Origin of the sequence: Paenibacillus agricola (assembly GCF_011440305.1) — a bacterium.
Taxonomy (GTDB): domain Bacteria; phylum Bacillota; class Bacilli; order Paenibacillales; family NBRC-103111; genus Paenibacillus_S; species Paenibacillus_S agricola.
In genome coordinates, this window is record NZ_JAAOIW010000008.1 from 305,440 (window position 1) to 326,866 (window position 21,427).

Sequence of the window (21,427 nt, forward strand, 5' to 3'; positions counted from 1 at the left end):
ATCTACTTAGATATCATATGACCATTCTGATAGGTGACTACTAATAAACTCTTTGGTTCGCTGCTGCTGAGGGTTAGAGAAAAACTCCTTCGGATCAGCTTGTTCTACGACGTTCCCTTTTTCCATAAAAACTACACGTGTGGAAATATCCCGGGCAAAACTCAATTCGTGCGTAACGATAATCATCGTTACACCTTCTTGAGCTATTTTTCGAATGACATTCAGCACTTCTCCAACCAATTCTGGGTCTAATGCAGACGTTGGTTCATCAAATAAAATAACTTCTGGATCTAAAGCGAGTGCTCTCGCGATACCGACACGTTGTTGTTGCCCACCAGATAATTGAGATGGATAATGATCTGCTTTGTTTGCCAATCCAACCTTTTCAAGTAAAGCCAAGCTTTTTGCTTTCGCTTCCGCTCTTTTCATTTTCTTTACAACAAGCAAACCTTCCATCACATTTTCCAATGTATTTTTGTTGGCAAATAAATTATACGATTGAAATACCATCGCTGTTTTTCTACGTAGCTGCAAAATATCTTTGCGGGATAATTTCTCGGTATTGACCGATAAGTCACCGATTGTAATCGTTCCCTGATTAGGTCTCTCCAACAAATTAATGCATCTTAAAAGTGTTGTTTTCCCTGATCCACTTGGACCGAGAATCGAAATGACATCACCGCGATTGACCTGTAGTGAAATTCCTTTCAACACTTCTTCCGAACCAAACTTTTTATGGATATTTTCTAACTGAAGCATTTCTTTTCCACCCCCAATTCTCTCGATGCTCAATCGATATCAGTGACCCTATCAAGATTTAGCATACCGATTTGGAACGAAATCCAGTCCCAGGTTTCCACGCAATGTTGTAGATTCATACTCTTCTCTAAACAATCCCCGTTCACGCAAGATCGGTAATACAAGGTCAATGAACTCACGCGTTCCTTCACTATATGGAGGCCATACGAAGAAACCGTCACATGCTCTACCTTCAAACCATTTTTGCATACGATCTGCAATTTGTTCAGGAGTTCCTACAAACTCGGATTTTGGTGTGCCATAACGGAATGCAGCTTCTCGAAGTGTTAAGCCTAATTCTTTTGCTGCTTTTTTAATACGATTTGCCATATAGCTATAGCCTTCATTACCTTCATCCTGCAAATCAGGGAACGGTGCATCTGGATCGAATTTAAACAAATCCACATTTTTAAAGAACAACTTTATTTCTGTTAACGCCTCTTCATAGGTGATATAAGAAAGAACCTCTTCAAATTTTGCCTTTGCTTCTTCTTCTGTTCTACCAATTACCGGATTCAAGCCAGCAAAGATTAGAATATCATCTTCATCACGACCCACTTTTACAACACGGGCTTTTAAATCTTCAAAAAACGTATTTGCTTCTTCATACGAAATTGGAGTTGTATATACACCTTCCGCGTACTCTGCCGCAAATTTTTTACCTGCTTCAGATTGACCTGCTTGAAAAATAACGGGTTGTCCTTGAGGAGAACGATTGATGTTTAACGGACCCCGAACTTTGAAAAACTCACCTTCATATTTCAAAGTATGTAATTTATCTTTATCGTAAAAGAGATTGTTTTCTTTGTCATATACGAAAGCATCATCTTCCCATGAATCCCATAAACCTTGTACAACATCCAAATGTTCTTGGGCACGTTGATAGCGTTCCGCATGACCGAAGTGTACATCACGGCTGAAATTTAAAGATGCTCCACTTAACGCTGTAGACACAACGTTCCAACCTGCACGTCCACCACTAATTTTATCGATTGACATAAATTGACGAGCAACGTTAAATGGCTCTGAGTAGGAAGTCGAAACTGTAGCGACTAGACCAATATTTTTGGTAATGGAAGCTAGTGCAGCAAGCAAAGTTAATGGCTCAAATTGATTCACTGACTTTGGAGCACTGTGCTCATCAAAGTACAAGCGGTCAGAGAAAAATACGAAATCAAATTTGGCTGCTTCTGCTTCTTGAACTTGAAGAATATGCTCTGCAAAATTCACATTACCGTCCGACGGTACGTTGGGATGGCGCCAAGATGTACGATAATGTCCAATACCGAATACACGAGCACCTAATTTCATTTGTCTATTACGTTTGTTAGCCATGCTGTATCCTCCATCCTTACATCACAATTATAATTTTCTATATTTAGCAATTCCATTTTGTTCCGTTTGTTCAATTAATCCTTCAGACAAAGCATAACGAACTCGAGATATGGTTTCTGTAAAATGGAATCGTTTTTGCATCAAAGCAGATACAGGTTCAAATACGCCGTAATATACTTCGTAAGCGGTTTTCCATTCATCCGTTGTAAATTGATCTACCACTTTTTGTTGACGGTCAGCATTTAACTGCTTAAGCTGCACTAATCGCTCACTAAAATGTGCAAATGGTTGATGATGACCAGGGTACGCGAATTGTACGGAATACGGCTTTAATTTATCTAACGATTGGATAAAACTATGAACGGGACTAGGATCAAACTCGTCTGACACATAACATGTATCTGGCAAGCTATCCGGCATCACTTGATCACCTACAAAGATCACTTCTAAATCTTTACTATAAAATGCACTATGACCAGCAGCATGACCCGGAATACTCAATACCTCGAACGTTGCGTCTCCGATTTGAATCGTTTCACCATCATCTAATGTGGTCAGTATCGCCTGTGGAAGTACTTGCTGCATATTGTTTTTCAATTGTTCTTCCAACTGCGTAAATAAATCTTCTGGAAGGCCGTTCTTTTGATAGGTTTCTAGGAAAAAAGAAACAAGAGGTCTACCTTCTCCCCATAACCCTTCAATTTGTTTTTTCGCAATGGTAGATACATAAACAGGTGCATGGGATTGTTGTTGAAACCAACCCGCAAGACCATAATGATCTGGATGATGATGCGTTACTAAGATTTTACGAATCTGATCAAATGTAAATCCGATTTCTTTACTCAGTTCATGCCATAAAGCAATAATGGCTTCTGTATTAAATCCAGGATCGATTAATGTGTATCCATCCCCGTCTGGTAACAAATAACTGTTCATCCAAGGAGGGTTGCCCATCGGGAGACGAATTTGATAAATCCCATGAGTATGCAACGTATAATGACTCATAATATCCTCCACCTCAACTATTAGTAACTACTTTAATTGTTGGTACGCCTCAAATAAGCGTTGGATTCCCACCACAATTCTTTCCTTTGAAGAATAAGTGAAACACAATCGAATTGTGTTTCTTCCTTCGCGATTTGCGTAAAAAGCACTACCATTTAACACACTTACACCCTGTTGTTCAGCAAGCTGAGTCAGCTGAATGACATCCGTCGGTTGTGTAAAACGAACACTCAAGAAAAATCCACCCTGTGGTACTTCGACTTCTATAAGATCTCCAAATGTGTTTACAAGCGCATGCACCATCGTATCTCTTTGATCCTTATAATGTGCATTAACACCATCCAAATACGATTGAAAATCGTTGTTCTGCAAATATGTGGATACGATCTCTTGCATGTATGGATTCGTTTCCGAACCACTCATAAATTGCTGCACAAATTTCAATAATGCTGGAGGAACGACTGCCCACCCTAAACGAACACCAGGACCGACAATTTTAGAGAACGTTCCAATATGAATCACATGATCTGGAGCAAATGTATGAATGGCAGGAAGATATTCGTTTGTATAGTTCAACTCCAGATACGCATCGTCTTCCAATATATAAAATCCATAGGTTTTCGCCAATGCAGCCAATTGTTTTCTGCGTTCAACAGACAAAGAAACTCCCGTTGGATTCTGATAGTTCGGCATCACATACAACAATTTGGGCAATGCCTCACCTGCCTGCGCTCTTCTCTCCAACTCCACTTGCAAAGGTTCGACCAAAATACCGTTCGAATCGATTTCAAAGGGTCGAATTGTAGTGGCACCCGCAAGACTAAACATACGAATGGCACCAAAAAAACTGGGGTTTTCAACCCAAACTTCATCGTCTACGTTACATAGAATACGTGCCATGATTTCAATCGCTTGCGCAGCACCAATCGTAATTTTGATTTGTTCCACTGGCACTTGGATCCCGATTTTTTCAAGGCGTCCACCTACCCAGCTTGGCAAATATGAAATTGCCGGGCCACCGAAATAATGAAGTGCGCTTTTTCCTTGCTCGAAAGTAGCTTGTTTGGCTGCCTCGGCGAGCTCTTGAATCGGAAACAAATCTGAATAGGGATACCCAAATGATAAATGGACTTGGTCCGGATTATCATTTTTCGTGCCTCCCATGGTTCTAGTACTTTGTAAAAAACGATTATATGTAAAAGATTCGATCATCTTTATCACTCTCCTAAATTTCAGATCCCCATTTAGCTACCCATTCATGAACTTTAAATTCACGTACACCATGTATTGCGAAAGGAGAACGAGATAAAATGTCTTCAACCTCAGCTTGAGACTCACCACGGAATATAATCAATCCTAAGGAACCATCCGCGAATTTGCCGTTTGCGATAACTGTTCCTTGATCGCGTAAATCATCCAAATATTTCATATGGTCCGCAAAATATTGATCTTTTTTGGAATTGTCCAATTCAGTTACAAATACTGCAAAGTATGCCATTTGTTATCTCTCCTGTATATAAAATTAATTCGATAGTTTTACTCGGAATAAGTTCCATTATAGTATAGGCCACTCAATTTTGCAATATATTATTCGGGAAAATTCGACACTGTTTTTATCTTTCATTTAAGGAAAAGAAATGGGCGATAGATTCCACCACGGAAGTAATGTTATTATCGGGCTGATAGGCTTAGAAGGAGTATCGATGTCGGTAGAAATCGTTGCCTTACTTACTTATCGGCCTTTTCCGGGTAAATGCAACTTGAATGGCAGATGGCAATGCATTTGGGCAATACTGTCACATCTCATCTATTCTTTCAGCACCATCAATATTAAGCACTCCATATATGTAGAGACTGATGGCGATTTTATTGTAGACATCTCGTCAACAAGCAAAAAACCCGCTCTGGGGGCGGGCTTGCAATGGGGACGAACAACTGTGTGACAAATCCACAATTCACCGTCGCATGATACTGAGATTGTTTGGAAAGGTGGCTTAATTTCCTTGTGAGTATCTAATGCTGTGGATATGTTTATATCTTCACATAAAGTTATGCACAGTAAGGCTTTGGTGCTTGTGTGCATTGTGAATAACCCTGTGTATAGTTATTGATTGTCGTAAATTATACAGTCATACAATACAGGAACCTATCTTATGCATCCTCCTTGGTCTAGCTCTCAACAAAAAAGCTCCAGTACTGTCAAAAGCGTCGACACGCCTCACTGACCACAGCATTTCTTATACTTCTTCCCGCCCCCACACGGGCAGGGCTCATTCCTCCCCACTTTAACTGACGCTACTTGCTGGTCAATATATATAACATTGTTATTATTTGTTTTCTGACTGGAGATTGAACCTAACTCGGCAGGTGTGTGCCCACGATTGGACCAAATCCTAGTGTGATTATAGACATGTGCAATCAATGGTATAATCGACTGCAGTTGCTCCTTTTTATTGAAACGAATATTTCTTCGCTCAAATTCATTCATGACAGCGGCTAACGGCTCTTCCATAGAGCAAACAAGTTGAATATCATCCACAAGCGAGTCTACAAGCCATTTATCCTTGCATAGGTGCTGTGAAATATATGTATGCAAACTAGCCAACTGAGGAGTTTTTTCGAAATAATCCGACTCTGCGTACTTTAAAAACTCCTGCTTGTCTGGAATAAAGTAAGGTTTATCTTTAACTCCCTCAAGAAGTGCATCTGTATCCTCTTTGTTATCGCAATCAAAATACTCATCGATGACATCGCCACTTTTTAAGTACCACGTTTGAGCCCTGCTTGAAATCTTTACGTAAGCATCATAAAACTCGGACTCAGTCAATTGACTCTTATTTTGTGAATTGAAAATTTCGATGACCTTGACCTGTGGACAGATCCCATATAAATTAGCCGATGCATTGATATACTGTAAAATTAACTGTGAGCGGTCACGGTCTTCAAGAAGAGCCTTCAGAGGTATGCTACGATATACTTCCTTAATCTCCTCAGGAATTAAGAAGTACATCTTCTCCTCTTTATAAAAAGAATAAAGCAGACCTTTCCCCATCAAAAACAAATACATCCCTGGATACAGTGTATCATCATGGACATAAGGAACTTCTAGAAGCCTATTTATTAATTTCCATTCCTCTGTTTTCGCAATTAACAAGACATCTCTCAATACATTGACATCCATAATGTGCTGATAAAGCGCATCTGCAAGGTCCTGCTTCTTCATCTTGGATCGACCTGGAAGCGCGTAACTGGAAGCAAGTAAACTTAATTTCTCCTTTGTACGGACTTGAAGAATATCCTTCAGCTTTGTTGTGACTTCACCTTTTATCGCATATTGGATGTTCAACTCTACTAGCTTTTTTTCAAAATCCATTCTCATTTCCCTTCTTCTATCCATTTGATATGGTTATATTGTATCTTATCGCATTGAAAATATAAAATTTAATTAACGCCCCTGACTCCTACGGCAACATATGGATCATGGCGCTCACCGTAACCTCCTATGCAAAAAAACTAAAAGAATCCCTATCCGCCTGCTTGGATGAGAGTCAAATACTCCATCCTGAGCAGGATTTTCTCATTCGTATGGTGCTGCGGACAACCACCCTTCTATGTAGACGGCACGCACAACCTTTTGCCTAGCCAGGAAAGCGGCACAGAGAATATTGAGATTCTAATGGAGGATGCGGTATTCTCCGACAGAAACTGCCCGGGCTGGAGGAAGACAAGGCACTGCTGGAAGTCCGCATGCTGGAACTACAGACTGGCCAGAACAGCCTCCCGCCATCACAGAGGACACCGTGTGAGAGCTTTTCGCTAGATTCAGAGAATACGTTTCTACCAAAAACGTTCCCGAGATTAAGAAACTCATAGCCAGCAACGTTGAAAAATTCATCATCTATAACGATCATGTGGAAGTCATTTTGAAAATGGATGCTGCCGCTGGCGTCGCTATTGACGGTACAAATCACAAGAATTTCGCCGCATTCGTAGACAAACAAGACCTGTTTCGCCTCAGCCGCGATGCCGTGTAACACAAAAAGGAGCCTGCCACCGTACTTCAGTGGCAAAGCTCCTTTTCGTTGTTGTGGATTTGCAGTATGGAGACGAACCGCTGTGTGGTAAATCCACATTTTGCTGCCGCTTGATGCTGAGGATTTTTGGCGAAGTGGCATAGATCTTCAACAAGCTTGGCCGTTCTCTCATCGAAACAATGCCTATGCCTCATCCTGCTGGCCATGAAGCTAAACATTCAACACTCGTACTCGATAGCTCAAAAAAGCACCTCCATACTAGATCGGATTATAGTCGCCGCTGAAATGATATTGATAACAGTTGTCTATACGAATATAGCCGAGAACACGATGCTTTCTATCCCTGTGAAAAATGCTAGAGTAATTTTCATTATCCCTGCCCTGTTACCCTCTGCTACTAAAATTTCTTTCTCTATGCAAGCAAGACAATCCGCCGCCGCCGCGTAATGGTCAGGATTTTTGGTGAAACCGCGTAGCACAATTATCACTTTGAGGAATATACCAACATTTTATCCGTATCGATAACTAGCTTGGCTGCTCTTAAAAAATCAAAACCGATTATACCTTGAATATCGATGCCGTAATCCATCACACCAATTTCAATTTTACAAGATTTCACAAACCAATCACCTAAGGATACAGAATCAAACCATTTCGTAAAAACGATTTCAGCCCCACCAACCCCATGAATGATTGCTGTCTTATCTGTCCCCTCAGGTTTTACCCCAATTTCAGAAACCACATCCGCATCAAGAATAGTTCCAACTGATCCCGTATCTAAAAGTACATTCTTAATATGAAGTTTCGTCCGTCAAAAATGACGTCAATATCAACAATTGGAAGACCGTATAATAAGCTCAGTTTTACCGCCATCTTTTAAATCCGACCCATTTCTCCTCCATCTTCAAATCAGGACGTGAAGTGTGAATAAAATAGATTTCTTTGGCTGGCTGGCTCCTGTGCAATTCCTTATATCGTTTCATAGCATCCGCCGAGTCCTCGTATCGATCAATGACAGTAACCGAATCAATACAGCGAAATCCGTCCTCGGAATAAGCTTCTGCAGCTTCAAATACAACCCATTCATCGGGAAACTTTTCTCGCACTTCTTCCCATTGCATCTCGCCACCCCCTGTCCGAAAACATCGCACCATGTGATTCTACGGGTGTAGCTACAGTTTTGTTGTCACCCTAGCATCTTTCCCAATTTTAATAACCGCTCCTAAAGTTGTTAACGTCCACACAACTTGTGCATGATTACATACCATACCCATAAGATACATTTGAGAAAATACACAAGCAAGCAATAAGTCGATTTTCCCTATTGTCCAATAGGATATTGCGTTGTAGGTATGATTAAAAGTTGGAGTTGGTGATATTCCTATGATCTATACAGCTCTTGGAGATTCCATTACATTTGGAGAACATGCTTCCTCTTTTGCAAAGGCTTATCCTCATTTAACTGTGTCTACATTAAATTCAAGCTCGTGTAAGGTTCGTGGGTTGGTATTGGCTCGGCCTGGTTGGAGCAGCTATGATCTATTGGATGCAGTGATATGGCAGGGATCCTCCATAATCAGTCGTTCTGCTGTTGTTTCAGTATGGATCGGAGGCGTGGATTTAGCTACCGCGGCACTATTTTCATTTAGAACAAAGCAACCACCAGTTGCAAAACACATTGTAACCAACTATAGGCGTAATTTAAGTACCATTTTTACTCGAATAAAAAAAGGAAGCTGTGCCCGGATCATTTGCTGCACGCAATACAATCCATTTCCAAACAGCCCTCTTTCGGTCGAGTGGGTAGATCGATTAAATCGTACGATCAACGAGCTCGCCCATAGTTACGATGTAACTGTAGCTCCCGCTCATACGTGGTTTGAAGGAAAACAGGCAGATCTTTTGTATGGATATCGAACAGGAAAGATTGAAGACGCGTTGAGCGGATTTTTGCCCATCCATCCCAATGATCGGGGGCATCGAATTATTGCAATGAAATTGGTCCCATATCTGATCCCCCGAAAATAGTCACCGACTCCAGGGGGATGGACATAAGAGATCAAACCTACGCAGATGCTTTCTCGGCGATGACTTTCTTAGCGGTACATGTTCCATGCCGTACTCACTTAATTGACATATCCGATGCCCATTCGATGATGGTTGACGACGACCCTAGCCGTAGACTTCTATGCCGTGCTCCCTGCCATTTGCTACGGTCCACGCGAACTGAACACCTTAGCGGGGATCTCCTCCCCTCGAGTTCTCCATAATGCAAGAAAGCACCGACCGAATGGTCAGTGCTTTCTGCATTTAATGGAGACGAGGGGAGTCGAACCCCTGTCCGGAAATATCGCAACATGAGATTCTACGGGTGTAGCTACAGTTTTGATGTCACCCTAGAAGCGCCCCGTAACCGGCTCTCCTTCAGGTCAGCCTGATTATCTTATTCCGTACGACCGCAGGCGGAGATCGGACAGCGTAGCCCACTAAAGTTGAGCCCCTAGCCTAGCACATGGGTGATGCGAGGTAGAAGCACGCTCACAGTTTCTTAGGCTGCGAAAGCGTAGTTTTGTTGTTGTTTGCCATTTAATAGGCTTTAGCGTTGATAAAGCGGACGCGTCCCCACTACCCGCTACCCATGCCCAAACTATCCCCGTCGAATCCAAGAACGTCCCCGCATAATGTAGCCATTTGTACAATTTGATGCTTTTGGCATCTAACTTATTTGTTGGTACTTAGTTATTATATAGTGTCCAAAATCTAAAGTAAAGTTACTTCCAGCATCTTACCTATTCACCCAGCTGGAATTGCGTGACCTGAATTCTACAAATCCGCTTTAAATCCTCGTATGCTGAATCAAACCTCTTACATAAAAATAAGGAAAAACACGAAAACCCAACATCCATAGCTGTTACCGAATAACTTTCTGGTTTTCACGAAGTGCTCGTTGAATATCTCGTTGAGCGTCGCGTTTGGCGTCTGTGGCGCGTTTGTCATATTGTTTTTTACCTTTGCCCAGACCAATCAGCAGCTTAGCGAAGCCGTTTCGTATATATATTTTCAGAGGCACCAGCGCGTATCCATCTTGTTTGGCTAGACCAAACAATTTACGTATCTCTAGTTTTTTGAGCAATAGTTTACGGGTTCTTGTAGGGTCAGTGGGATTAAAGCGATTTCCTTGTTCGAATGCACTAATATGAATATTATGAATGAAAGCTTCACCATTGCGAATGGTAGCAAAAGCATCGCCAATGTTGGCACGGCCCAAACGGAGGGATTTGATTTCTGTTCCAGTCAGTACCAGTCCGCATTCGTATGTATCCTCAATAAAATAATCGTGGGAAGCTTTCTTATTTTGTGCCAGCACCTTGCCATCAGATCTATTAGCCATCATAGCTGTTCACTCCTTCTTACTGCCCGCACTTTACTAAAAAGGGGATTGAAGTTATTTTACCAACTCCATTCCCCCGAAGCAAGCCGCGTATTACTTCTTGGTGGGCTTCTTTCGCTTCCGGCCGCCTTCGGCGCCGCCCTTCGCTACCGCGTTCAGTGCGCGCGCCTTCGCGGCGTCTACACCGGTGCCCTTCGGGCCACCGCCTCCGACCGCCGCTCCGCCGCTTGCGCGTCCGCTCTTGCCACCGCGCCGCTTGCCGCCTGCTGAGCCCAAGCCTGCTGCCGCGCCCGCTTCACGCTTGCTGCTGCGCCAGCCATCGCTCACAAAGCCTTCGCCGCCTTCGGCTCCAGCTCTTGCACGGCTCTCGCCTTCCGCTACGCCGCGACCCTCGCGGGCTCCTTCGGCCCCAGCTCCACCTTCGCTGCCAGCTGCCGTTACACCCCGACCGCTACGCCAAGAGCTCGCTGCTATGCCTTTACCACCGCCTGATGCTGCTCCACCTTTGCCACCGCGACGCTCGCCGGCTTCGAGCCTGGCATAGCCTTCGCCTGCCACCGCACCTGCGCCCCCTTTGCCGCTCCTCCAGCCGCCTGCTCCGTCTTCGCCTGCCGCCGCACCTGCGCCCGCTCCGCCTTTGCCGCTCCTCCAGCCGCCTACTCCGCCTTCGCCTGCCGCCGCACCTGCGCCCGCTCCGCCTTTGCCGCTCCTCCAGCCGCCTACTCCGCCTTCGCCTGTCGCCACGCTTGCGCCGGCCGCGCCTTTGCCGCCACGCCAGCTACCGCTAGGCGGGCCTTTCTTGCCCGCGCCAGCACCGCCAGCGCTCGCTCCGCCCTTGCTACGCTTGCCGCCGCTAGCACCGCCACGGGCACCATTCGCGCCTGCGCCGCCGCGCCCGCCAGGGGCTCCGCTGCCGACGCCTTCACCGCGGCGTCCACCGCGCTTGTCGCCACGGCGCACAGCCTTCAATGCATCCGTCAGGCTCACTCTGTTGCTCTGGCGGGGCAACATACCAACAAATTCGAAATCAATCGTATGTTCCTCCGTGCTGACACGCGCTACACGTACCTGCACTTCATCGCCAAGCCGGTAAATCTTAGAGGTGCGCTCCCCAATCAGTGAATGCTGCGCTTCATGGTAATGGTAATAATCATCATGCATATCACTTAAACGGATTAATCCCTCAACGGTATTATCCAGCTCCACAAAAATCCCGAAGCTTGTCACACTGCTGATCATGCCGTCAAATTGCTCGCCGACTTTATCCATCATAAATTCAGCTTTTTTCAGCGCCTCGGTTTCCCGCTCTGCATCCACAGCAACACGCTCACGCTCTGAGGATTGCTTCGCAATATCATCCATACGGCTCGCCAAATATTCATGGCGCTTATCGCTCATATCGCCTTGCTCTAGCACCTCACGAATGACGCGATGGATGATCAAGTCCGGATAACGACGGATCGGTGAAGTAAAGTGCGAATAAAATTCCGCGGCCAAGCCAAAATGCCCTGTGCTTTGTGCATCGTATTTAGCCTGCTTCATGGAACGCAGCATGACTGTACTGATAACCCGTTCTTCTTTGCTGCCTTTAATTTCCCCAAGCACTGCCTGTAAAGCCTGTGGATGGATCTTGTTTCCTACGCCACGAACCGTGTAGCCAAAGGTCGTAACAAACTCGACGAAATGCTGGAGCTTTTCTGTATCCGGGTCTTCATGGATCCGGTACAAGAAAGGAACCTTCAGCCAATGGAAATGCTCCGCCACAGTTTCGTTGGCCGCCAGCATAAACTCCTCGATAATTTGCTCGGCTACCGAGCGCTCTCTTTTGACAATATCGGTTGGTTTTCCTTGCTCGTCGACCAATATTTTCGATTCCTCGAAGTCAAAATCAATAGCGCCGCGCTTCATCCTACGATTACGTAGCTTGCCAGCCAGCTCTTCCATCAGCTTGAAATCATCCATCAAATAGGCATAACGCTCCAGCAATTCAGGCTCAGGCTCATCAGAGAGCAGCTTTTTCACATTCGAATAGGTCATCCGTTCACTTGTTTTAATTACGCTTGTAAATACATCATGCCGCACGACTTTAGCATTCTCGTCGAATTCCATTTCGCAGGACATGGTAAGCCTGTCCACCTGCGGATTCAACGAGCATATCCCGTTCGACAGCCTATGCGGCAGCATCGGAATAACGCGATCGACCAAATAGACGCTACAGCCCCGATTATAAGCCTCCCGATCCAGCGGAGCCCCTTCACGCACATAATAACTTACGTCGGCAATATGCACACCTAGTACATAATTCCCGTTTTCCAGCCGCTCCACATTTACCGCATCATCCAGATCCTTGGCATCCTCGCCATCAATCGTGACAATCCGCTTTCCACGTAAATCGCGCCGCCCAACCAGATCGGACTCAGCAATAACCTCAGGAACCTCAGTGGCTTCCTCAAGCACTTCCTCAGGGAACGATTCGGGCAGCTTATGCTTACGAATGATCGAAATAATATCGACACCGGGATCATTTTTATGCCCGAGAATTTCGACAACCTCACCCTCGGCGGCAGCGCGCCCCTCAGGGTAAGTAAGGATATTCACCACTACTTTATGCCCGTCCATGGCTCCATTAAAGGCTTCCTTAGGGATGAAAATATCCCTTGCCATCCGCTTGTCATCCGGCAATACAAAAGCGTAGCCCTCATTCATCTGGAATAAGCCGACGATTTGCGTATTTGCCCTCGTAACGACCTTGGCTACCTCCCCTTCGAGCTTGCCTCCCGATGATCCACGGGTGGTCACACGAACCAATATAATATCCCCATTCATGGCACCGCCCATATCGTTGGCATGGATATACACATCGGGATGCTCCTTGTCCTCAGGTATAAGGAATCCGAAGCCCTTGGCATGAGCCTGCAGCTTGCCCCGCAATAAATCCATCCGTTCGGGCAACCCATAACGTTCCGTCCGCGATCTTACGATCAGGCCCTCGTTTTCCAATTCATTCAACAGCTTGAGAAATTTCTTGAAATCCTGGGCGCCGCTAATCTGAAAATGCTTTTCCAATTCTTGATATGTTAACGGTTTATATGCCGTATCCTTTAAATAATCCAATATTTCATCACGTTGAACCAATAAAATCATCCTCCTTCTTTTTCCTGCTATCTATATGAAGCCTTATTATTAGCTTTACCCATTTTTCGATAATGAACCCTCATATCAGCCTTGTAGCTGTTACCAGTTTACGCAAATGAAAGGCTTTATGAAGCGGCTTTGAAGCAATCAAGCCATTTATTAGGCCTTGTCTCAGATATATCCAGGTTTTTACCACTCTTAAAGGGAAACACCGTTCTAATTCCACAAAAAAACAGCAGGAGTATGGCCTCCTGCTGCACAAGCTTTTCGATTACAACTGCTTAACAAAATAAGCTACAATAACAGATAGGACGAAGAACGCAACTGCTAGCCCCATCGTTAAACGAGATAAAAACAGCTCCAGACCACGAGCCTTTTGTTTACCAAATAAATGCTCCGCACCTCCGGAGATGGCACCGGATAAACCTGCGCTTTTCCCTTGCTGAAGCAGCACCGCTGCAATCAAGCCGAGGGATGCGATAACCAGTATAATTTTCAAAACAATTTCCATGTTTCCACCTCCTGCGAACCACTTTCAGCTAAATAGTGTTAAACCACGAATGAAACTCTAAAATTAGACAGTATTAAAATTATATCATAGCTTTAATGGACTAGCAAACAAATCGCCAAAACAAGCCCTCAACAAAAGCACTCCCAACTACATGCTGTTCTGCTCCATGCCTTGCTGCTTGGTTACGCTTCCTTCGTCAAGTAATTTCCTAAAAGCTTCACATGTCCGCGAGTACAGCTCGTCCACTTCTCCAAGCAAGCTTGTACCCACTTCCTGATGCATGCCCTTTCTCGCCTTAAACTCAATCTCCGCAAACAGCTTCGAAAGTGAATCCATGCCAAGGCTTAGGCTCGAGGATTTCAAGTCATGGGCTATCAGCCTTGCAGCATCTATATCCTCGCGCTCAACTGCCTTCTGGAGCAGTTCAATTTTATGTGGCGTATCTTGGCAATACAGCTCGTATAACGCCCTGAGCATCGAATTATCCTGTTGCTCGTCCAATTCAACAATCTCCTGGATGACGTTCATATTCAGCATTGCCTCGTCCCAGTTCCCCCTGCCTGAGCTTTCGTCTTGCCCGTGGCTGCTTTCCAATTCAGGAAGCCAATCTCCGAAGATCTCTTTCATCCTCATCAAATTAACAGGCTTGGTCATATAATCGTCCATTCCGGCTGCCAAGCATTTCTCGCGGTCGCCCTGCATCGCATTGGCTGTCATCGCAATAATAGGAAGCCTTCCACTCGGTCCATGCCCGGATTCCCAGACATTTTCCGACTCCCACTTACGAATCTCCACGGTAGCTTCAAAGCCATTCATTACAGGCATCTGGTTATCCATCAGCACCAACGCAAACTGGCGTTCCTTGAGAGCCTCCACAGCCTCAGCACCATTAGCAACGACCACCACATTAGGTATCCCCAATTTTTTAAGTTGCATCAAGGCTACCTGCTGGTTGATCAGATTGTCTTCAGCAAGCAGAATGGGCAGGCTTAAGTCCTTGTTCATAAACATCGGCCTGCTGCTATCAACATGCCCGGCAGACGATGTCATGCTTTCAGGAATCAGCTTATCTGATGAACGCTCAAGATCAATCTCGAACCAAAAGGTTGAGCCTACGCCCAGGCTGCTTTCCAAACCAATTTTACCCTTCATGATTTCGAGCAGCCTTTTGGAAATGGACAGCCCAAGGCCTGTTGAGCTGAATTTATGGGTAAACGAGGAATCTGCCTGGTAGAAGGGCTCGAACAGCTTTTTGCGATTTTCGTCGGAAATGCCAATGCCTGTGTCCTTGACTTCAAATAACAGCTTTTGCCTTTTCTCGGAAAAAGACCGTAGCTTCACGCTTACCTCAATCGTTCCCTGCTCTGTAAATTTGATCGCATTACTGACCAGGTTAAGCAGGATCTGGCGAATCCGGTCAGGGTCACCCTTTAATCTTTTGGCTATCTCGGGCCCAATATGCAGGTTTATCCGGTTTTCTCTTTTTTGCGCCCGGGGGATCATCAATTGAACGACATGGTCAAGCAGAACCCGAAGGTCAAAGTCGACTTCCTCTAGCCGCATTTGGCCCGCCTCTATTTTGGAAAGGTCGAGAATGTCATTTATAATCGTCAGTAATAAATTAGAGGAATCCAGGATAATCGCTATCGATTTTTTATGGGCATCCGATAAATCTGAATAAGAGAGCAACTCGGCCATCGCAATAATCCCATTCATCGGCGTGCGGATTTCGTGGCTCATCGTGGCCAGAAAGGTGCTTTTTGTTTGGTTCGCCTGTTCCGCATTTTCCTTGGAGAGCTTAAGGTCGATATTGCTTTTGGCAAGCTGTCTTTGCACGGCTACCAGCTCATTGTTAAGCGCCGAAAATTCTTCGAACGCCTTCTGCTCCTGTTCCAGCTTCAGAAACATTTTCTGCGATAGCTTTTTGATCGTTTCCCTCAGAGCCACAAGCTGTTGGTTATTGATTTTCATCAGCTCATCATAAAAATAAGAGTAGATCGAATTATATTTGGAGCCCACGACCAGTACACTATCCTCGAACAGGCCGCCGTTAAAGTAAAAAAGCTCCGTCCGATCACCGATATTGAGATTTAATTCCCAGTTGAATAGGGCTTTATTCCTTTTGACTTCCTTTAGAAATTGACGAAATTTCATTGTATTCATTTCATCCAATATTGAATATACACCTCGGGTATTATCCAAGGTATCGGATATGCTTAGGTCGTCCCGAATGATCGATACAATCCGTCCATCAGGGTCACACAATAAAGATATAACAATCTGTTGCTCTTTCATTTTGAACTCCCCCTAGTTGGAAAAAAGGATGATGGTACCACCGCTTTAGGTCACGGCAATCAATCCATACGCTTGGGAAATGGCATCCTTAGCATTGTAGGCATGTCCGTCAACCCCCACATTTTTCCACAGACTTGCGTCAACATTAAAAGGAAGCTCACCTACTATGAATTTAGTATCCCTGCATTTTTCATGATTTCAAATATCTTTGATGAGTTCCAGTTGAGAAAATATACAGATATAGCTGCGACATGATCATCTGCGTAGCCGCGGTACCGTAGTGCTCATGAGCCACAATAATCTGGTTGGTCTGCTAGAGGCGCCCGATTTCGTATTGTGATTTTCTCCATAGGATCTACCTCCAATGTAAGTTATTAAACATAATTTCGGAACTAAAATCATGAAAAGCTGAAATAATTACGTGAAAATGCAAACAAAAAAAGACTACTGTAAGCAGCCTTTTTCCATTCGTATACATGCAAAAAAATTCGTTTAACGTGGGTAAACCGTGCTTTCTGGAGGTGCAGGCCTTGCCCTTTTACTACGCAAAAAGGTACCAATCGCGCTCTTCGCACACCACAGCGAAAACAAGGTAAAGAGAAGCGCCCAGACAATTGCAGGAACCAGAGTCATCCTGCCCAAATTGGTAGCATCTCCAGCCGAAGCCGGATCGTTCCAAGCATATAAGATCAAGGAGATGGGGCCCATCACCGATTCTTCCAAAGTTAAAAATGCCATAAACATATAGTAGCCATCCCGCAGCCAACGCGGCACCACGAACAGCATCACCACATTAAGGATAATAAAACCGATTAACCAGACCATCCCATAACCATTTCGCACGAAAACTAGCAAAGAAATAATCGCCAGCACGGTAATAACCTGTAGCCCAAGGCTCTGCTTGCCGATCGCTTGCATTTTGAATAGAAAAACAGCAAATAAGGAAGCCAGCATATAACCCGCCAGCGCAATAGGGATCACACTCCAGCTATTCGTTACCGAAGAAAGTGTAACTCCACTGTGGTCAGCATTGAGCTCAATATAATTGACCTTGCCAGAGAAGGCTAAGGTTACAAGGGCATGCCCGAATTCGTGGATCATCGTATCGAGACTGCGAAAAAATGAAGAAAAGGGAATCCAACGTGTAAGCAGGACCGACCCTATTAAAAAACATACAGTCTTTAGCCAGCTGCTCATCGCGGATTCCCCCTAATTTATAAGGATTGGAGCTGTGTCATTAGATCACTGCCCCTAAACCATTGCTATTCGTTTATTTAAAGCTTTTAAGATTGTAGAACGCTTTTTTGCCAGCATAGATCGCAGTGTCGCGCAATTGGTCTTCGATACGAAGCAATTGGTTGTATTTAGCCACACGGTCTGTACGGGAAGGAGCACCGGTTTTGATTTGTCCGGCATTGGTAGCAACCGCGATATCAGCAATCGTGCTGTCTTCGCTTTCGCCGGAGCGGTGGGAAATAACTGCTGTGTAGCCAGCACGTTTGGCCATTTCAATGGCATCAAACGTTTCGGTCAATGTACCGATTTGGTTAACCTTAACCAGGATGGAGTTACCGATATTTTCGTCGATCCCTCTGCCCAAACGCTCAGTGTTCGTTACGAACAAATCGTCGCCAACCAGTTGCACTTTGCCGCCAAGCTTCTCAGTTAACAGCTTCCAGCCTTCCCAATCGTCCTCGGAGCAGCCATCTTCAATGGAAATAATTGGGTATCTATCTGCCCAATCTGCCAAAAAGTCTACGAACTCAGCGGAAGTGTAGGATTTGCCTTCGCCTTCAAGATGGTATTTGCCGTCTTTATAAAATTCGGTGGACGCTACGTCCATACCCAAGAATACATCAACGCCAGCTTTGTAGCCTGCAAGCTCGATAGCTGTCAAGATCGTTGTAATGGCTTCTTCATTGGAAGCAAAGTTAGGAGCGAAGCCGCCTTCGTCGCCAACTGCGGTGTTCAAGCCTTTATCTTTCAGAACGGTTTTCAAGGCATGGAAAATTTCTGCACCTGTGCGCAACGCTTCTTTGAAGGTAGGAGCGCCAACAGGGATAACCATGAACTCTTGTACGTCCACATTGTTATCGGCATGTGCGCCGCCGTTGATGATGTTCATCATCGGAACAGGAAGCTGCTTCGCGTTAAATCCGCCTAAGTATACATACAAAGGAATATCCAGAGCATCGGAGCTAGCACGGGCAACAGCCATGGAAACAGCAAGAATCGCGTTAGCGCCCAATTTGGCTTTGTTTGGCGTGCCGTCAAGCTCGATCATTTTTTGGTCAATGCCGACTTGGTCCAAAGCGTCCATGCCGATCAACTCAGGAGCGATAATATCATTGACATTATCTACTGCTTTGATAACGCCTTTACCCAAATAACGGGATTTGTCGCCATCACGAAGCTCAACCGCTTCATAGGCACCTGTGGATGCACCGGATGGAACGATAGCACGGCCTCTTGCACCGGACTCCAAATATACTTCTACTTCTACTGTCGGATTACCGCGGGAATCCAATACTTCACGAGCATACACATTGCCAATCGTTGTCATAACTACGAAACACTCCTTCAAATAGGTTATTTAGGGCAAAAGGGAAAGCGAGCTTTCTTAAACCAATGTCGTCCCCGTCATTTCAACAGGCTGCTGTACTTGTAGCAGCTTGAGGATCGTCGGGGCAATATCTGCCAATATCCCGTCATGTCTTAGTGTAACATGATTGGACGTTACAATAAAAGGCACCGGGTTGGTCGTATGTGCCGTGTTCCGGCTACCGTCGGCGTTCGTAACCACGTCCGCATTGCCATGGTCAGCCGTGATAAGGGCGATGCCGCCTTGGGCAAGCACCGCTTCCACCACTCTGCCCATGCAGGTGTCAGCAGCTTCTACCGCCTTGATCGTTGGCTCCAGCAGCCCGGAATGCCCAACCATATCAGGGTTGGCGAAGTTCATAATAATGACGTCCTGGCGACCAGCCTCAATTTCTCGAACCGCTGCTTCCGCCAGCTCGAACGCGCTCATTTCCGGTTGTAGGTCATAGGTTGCGACCTTCGGGGAATTGACGAGAATCCGTGTTTCTCCCGGCAGTTCATGGTCACGCCCGCCACTGAAAAAGAAAGTGACATGCGGATATTTCTCGGTCTCGGCAATCCTTAGCTGGGTCAATTTATGCTGCACAAGCACTTCACCCAGCGTATTGTCAAGATTTTTCGGACCATAAGCCACGTAACCAACGACCGTGTCGCTGTACGTTGTCAGGCAGACAAAGTACAAACCGAAGGGGTAATGCGGTCCCCGGTCAAAGCCAAGAAATTCGGCATTCGTAAGTACGTTTGATAGCTGGATGGAACGGTCTGGACGGAAATTAAAGCAGATAACCGAGTCCCCCGATTCCACGAGGCCTGCCGGTGAACCATCTGCATTAACGATGACCGTTGGCAGGATGAACTCGTCATATACCGAGCTTGAGTAAGAGTCGATAATCGCTTGCAAAGGATCAGTATTGTGCGGACCCTCGCCATAAACCATGGCACGGTACGATTTCTCGGTACGTTCCCAGCGCTTGTCGCGATCCATTGCATAATAGCGGCCCTGTACGGTTGCCAGCTTCCCTACGCCCACTTCGGCGATTTTGGAAAGCAGCTGCTCCATATACATCTTCGCACTATCCGGCGCAACATCACGGCCATCCAGGAAGGCATGGATATAAACGTTATGGAAATCTTCCTTCTTGCACACTTCAAGCAAAGCGAATAAATGCGCGATATGGCTATGGACGCCACCATCGGACAACAGGCCCAGCAGGTGCAGCTTTTTGTTATTCAGCTTAGCTTGGCGGACGGCGCCCAGGATGGTTTCGTTCTCGAAAAAGTCGCCGTCACGGATCGACTTGGAAATTCGCGTCAAATCCTGATACACGATGCGACCGGCTCCGATGTTCAGATGGCCAACCTCGGAGTTGCCCATCTGCCCTTCGGGAAGGCCCACAGCTTCGCCGCAGGCCGTTAATGTTGTATGCGGATATTCCGCCCAATACCGGTCGTAGTTCGGTTTAATTGCTTGCGCTACGGCGTTGCCCATCACGTCACCGCGGAGGCCGAAGCCATCCAATATAATTAAAGCCACCGGTTTTGGTCTGGACATCTTACTTAGCCCCCTGAACAAGCTGTGTATAGGAAGCAGGCTCCAAGCTGGCTCCACCTACAAGCGCGCCATCAATATCGGATTCCTGCATATATTCGCCAATGTTAGTCGGCTTTACGCTGCCACCGTATTGAATGCGAACCGCATCCGCTACGGATTGGCTGTACAACCCAGCAATCAGCTCACGAATATAGCTGATGACTTCGTTTGCATCAGCCGCTGTCGAGGATTTGCCTGTGCCAATCGCCCAGATAGGCTCGTAAGCAACGACGACTTGTTCAGCCTGCTCAGCACTAAGACCGGCAAAAGCCGCTTCCGTTTGCACCTTGCATACGCTTTTGGTTTCGCCGCCTTCACGCTCTTCCAGCTTTTCGCCTACGCATACAATCGGGGTTATACCATGCTTGAACGAAGCATGTACCTTCTTGTTAACGGTCTCGTCCGTATCCGCAAAATAAGCACGGCGCTCGGAATGACCAATAATCACATAATCCACACCAAGATCCTTCAGCATAACGCCGCTGATTTCACCTGTATAGGCACCATTATCTTCCCAGTGAAGATTTTGTGCGCCTACTTTTAAGGTTGTGCCTTTTACGGCTTCAACAAGTGCAGGCAAGCTAATGAACGGCGCGCAAATTACGCTGTCCACACCCTCAACCTCAGCTTGTCCTTTAATTTCGTTGATGAAAGCCGTTGCTTCACTTACCGTTTTGAACATTTTCCAGTTGCCGGCAATGATCGGTTTACGCAAAGTATTCACTCCTTAT

General features: G+C 45.6%; 19 protein-coding genes and 1 other RNA gene. 2 read left to right on the top strand and 18 right to left on the bottom strand.

The window, feature by feature from the left end:
- Positions 1-6: 6 nt before the first annotated feature.
- The 5 genes from G9U52_RS22145 to G9U52_RS22165 are packed head-to-tail and all read right to left on the bottom strand — an operon-like array spanning position 7 to position 4,636.
- A complete protein-coding gene (locus G9U52_RS22145; RefSeq protein WP_166152826.1) occupies positions 7-759 on the bottom strand; it encodes an amino acid ABC transporter ATP-binding protein in 753 nt (250 codons plus the stop codon).
- A 51-nt stretch (positions 760-810) separates the two neighbouring features.
- Positions 811-2,133 (bottom strand): LLM class flavin-dependent oxidoreductase, encoded by a 1,323-nt coding sequence (locus G9U52_RS22150; RefSeq protein WP_166152827.1) that lies wholly within the window; start codon positions 2,131-2,133, stop codon positions 811-813.
- Between the two features lie 27 nt (positions 2,134-2,160).
- A complete protein-coding gene (locus G9U52_RS22155; protein ID WP_166152828.1) occupies positions 2,161-3,138 on the bottom strand; it encodes an MBL fold metallo-hydrolase in 978 nt (325 codons plus the stop codon).
- 27 nt (positions 3,139-3,165) lie between these two features.
- On the bottom strand, positions 3,166-4,350 hold the full coding sequence (locus G9U52_RS22160) for an aminotransferase-like domain-containing protein (protein ID WP_166152829.1): 1,185 nt from the start codon (positions 4,348-4,350) through the stop codon (positions 3,166-3,168).
- 13 nt (positions 4,351-4,363) lie between these two features.
- A complete protein-coding gene (locus tag G9U52_RS22165) occupies positions 4,364-4,636 on the bottom strand; it encodes a YciI family protein (protein WP_166152830.1) in 273 nt (90 codons plus the stop codon).
- A gap of 139 nt (positions 4,637-4,775) precedes the next feature.
- Here G9U52_RS22165 and G9U52_RS39305 point away from each other — a divergent pair, with 139 nt between their 5' ends.
- Positions 4,776-5,081: a hypothetical protein gene (locus tag G9U52_RS39305; protein WP_207953125.1), complete on the top strand. Its 306-nt coding sequence runs from the start codon at positions 4,776-4,778 to the stop codon at positions 5,079-5,081.
- Positions 5,082-5,356: 275 nt separating this feature from the next.
- Here the strand turns inward: G9U52_RS39305 and G9U52_RS22170 are convergent, their stop codons facing one another.
- The 4 genes from G9U52_RS22170 to G9U52_RS22190 form a co-directional block, all read right to left on the bottom strand.
- A complete protein-coding gene (locus G9U52_RS22170) occupies positions 5,357-6,511 on the bottom strand; it encodes a YecA family protein (protein WP_166152831.1) in 1,155 nt (384 codons plus the stop codon).
- 265 nt (positions 6,512-6,776) lie between these two features.
- On the bottom strand, positions 6,777-7,313 hold the full coding sequence (locus tag G9U52_RS22175; protein WP_207953126.1) for a hypothetical protein: 537 nt from the start codon (positions 7,311-7,313) through the stop codon (positions 6,777-6,779).
- Positions 7,314-7,656: 343 nt separating this feature from the next.
- Complete coding sequence (locus G9U52_RS22185; RefSeq protein WP_375790271.1) at positions 7,657-7,968, bottom strand: retropepsin-like aspartic protease; 312 nt, start codon at positions 7,966-7,968, stop codon at positions 7,657-7,659.
- A gap of 67 nt (positions 7,969-8,035) precedes the next feature.
- The gene (locus G9U52_RS22190) at positions 8,036-8,293 is read right to left on the bottom strand and encodes a hypothetical protein (protein ID WP_166152833.1); all 258 of its coding nucleotides are present in this window, start codon (positions 8,291-8,293) and stop codon (positions 8,036-8,038) included.
- A 262-nt stretch (positions 8,294-8,555) separates the two neighbouring features.
- Here G9U52_RS22190 and G9U52_RS22195 point away from each other — a divergent pair, with 262 nt between their 5' ends.
- A complete protein-coding gene (locus G9U52_RS22195) occupies positions 8,556-9,200 on the top strand; it encodes an SGNH/GDSL hydrolase family protein (protein WP_166152834.1) in 645 nt (214 codons plus the stop codon).
- Between the two features lie 283 nt (positions 9,201-9,483).
- Here G9U52_RS22195 and ssrA read toward each other — a convergent pair.
- The 9 genes from ssrA to tpiA all read right to left on the bottom strand — a co-directional run bounded on the left by ssrA (position 9,484) and on the right by tpiA (position 21,411).
- Positions 9,484-9,848, bottom strand: a transfer-messenger RNA (tmRNA) gene (gene ssrA, locus G9U52_RS22200).
- Between the two features lie 235 nt (positions 9,849-10,083).
- Positions 10,084-10,563, bottom strand: coding sequence for an SsrA-binding protein SmpB (gene smpB, locus G9U52_RS22205; protein ID WP_166152891.1), 480 nt, complete (start codon positions 10,561-10,563; stop codon positions 10,084-10,086).
- Positions 10,564-10,656: 93 nt separating this feature from the next.
- Positions 10,657-13,698: a ribonuclease R gene (rnr, locus tag G9U52_RS22210; RefSeq protein WP_207953127.1), complete on the bottom strand. Its 3,042-nt coding sequence runs from the start codon at positions 13,696-13,698 to the stop codon at positions 10,657-10,659.
- 271 nt (positions 13,699-13,969) lie between these two features.
- Positions 13,970-14,209 (bottom strand): preprotein translocase subunit SecG, encoded by a 240-nt coding sequence (gene secG, locus G9U52_RS22215; RefSeq protein WP_166152836.1) that lies wholly within the window; start codon positions 14,207-14,209, stop codon positions 13,970-13,972.
- A 147-nt stretch (positions 14,210-14,356) separates the two neighbouring features.
- On the bottom strand, positions 14,357-16,504 hold the full coding sequence (locus tag G9U52_RS22220; RefSeq protein WP_166152837.1) for an ATP-binding protein: 2,148 nt from the start codon (positions 16,502-16,504) through the stop codon (positions 14,357-14,359).
- 492 nt (positions 16,505-16,996) lie between these two features.
- Positions 16,997-17,701, bottom strand: a complete 705-nt coding sequence (locus tag G9U52_RS22225) for a M50 family metallopeptidase (protein WP_166152838.1) — start codon at positions 17,699-17,701, stop codon at positions 16,997-16,999.
- A gap of 73 nt (positions 17,702-17,774) precedes the next feature.
- Positions 17,775-19,067, bottom strand: a complete 1,293-nt coding sequence (gene eno, locus G9U52_RS22230; protein WP_166152839.1) for a phosphopyruvate hydratase — start codon at positions 19,065-19,067, stop codon at positions 17,775-17,777.
- 57 nt (positions 19,068-19,124) lie between these two features.
- Complete coding sequence (gpmI, locus tag G9U52_RS22235) at positions 19,125-20,657, bottom strand: 2,3-bisphosphoglycerate-independent phosphoglycerate mutase (RefSeq protein ID WP_166152840.1); 1,533 nt, start codon at positions 20,655-20,657, stop codon at positions 19,125-19,127.
- A 1-nt stretch (position 20,658) separates the two neighbouring features.
- The gene (gene tpiA / locus G9U52_RS22240; protein WP_166152841.1) at positions 20,659-21,411 is read right to left on the bottom strand and encodes a triose-phosphate isomerase; all 753 of its coding nucleotides are present in this window, start codon (positions 21,409-21,411) and stop codon (positions 20,659-20,661) included.
- Between the last annotated feature and the right edge of the window lie 16 nt (positions 21,412-21,427).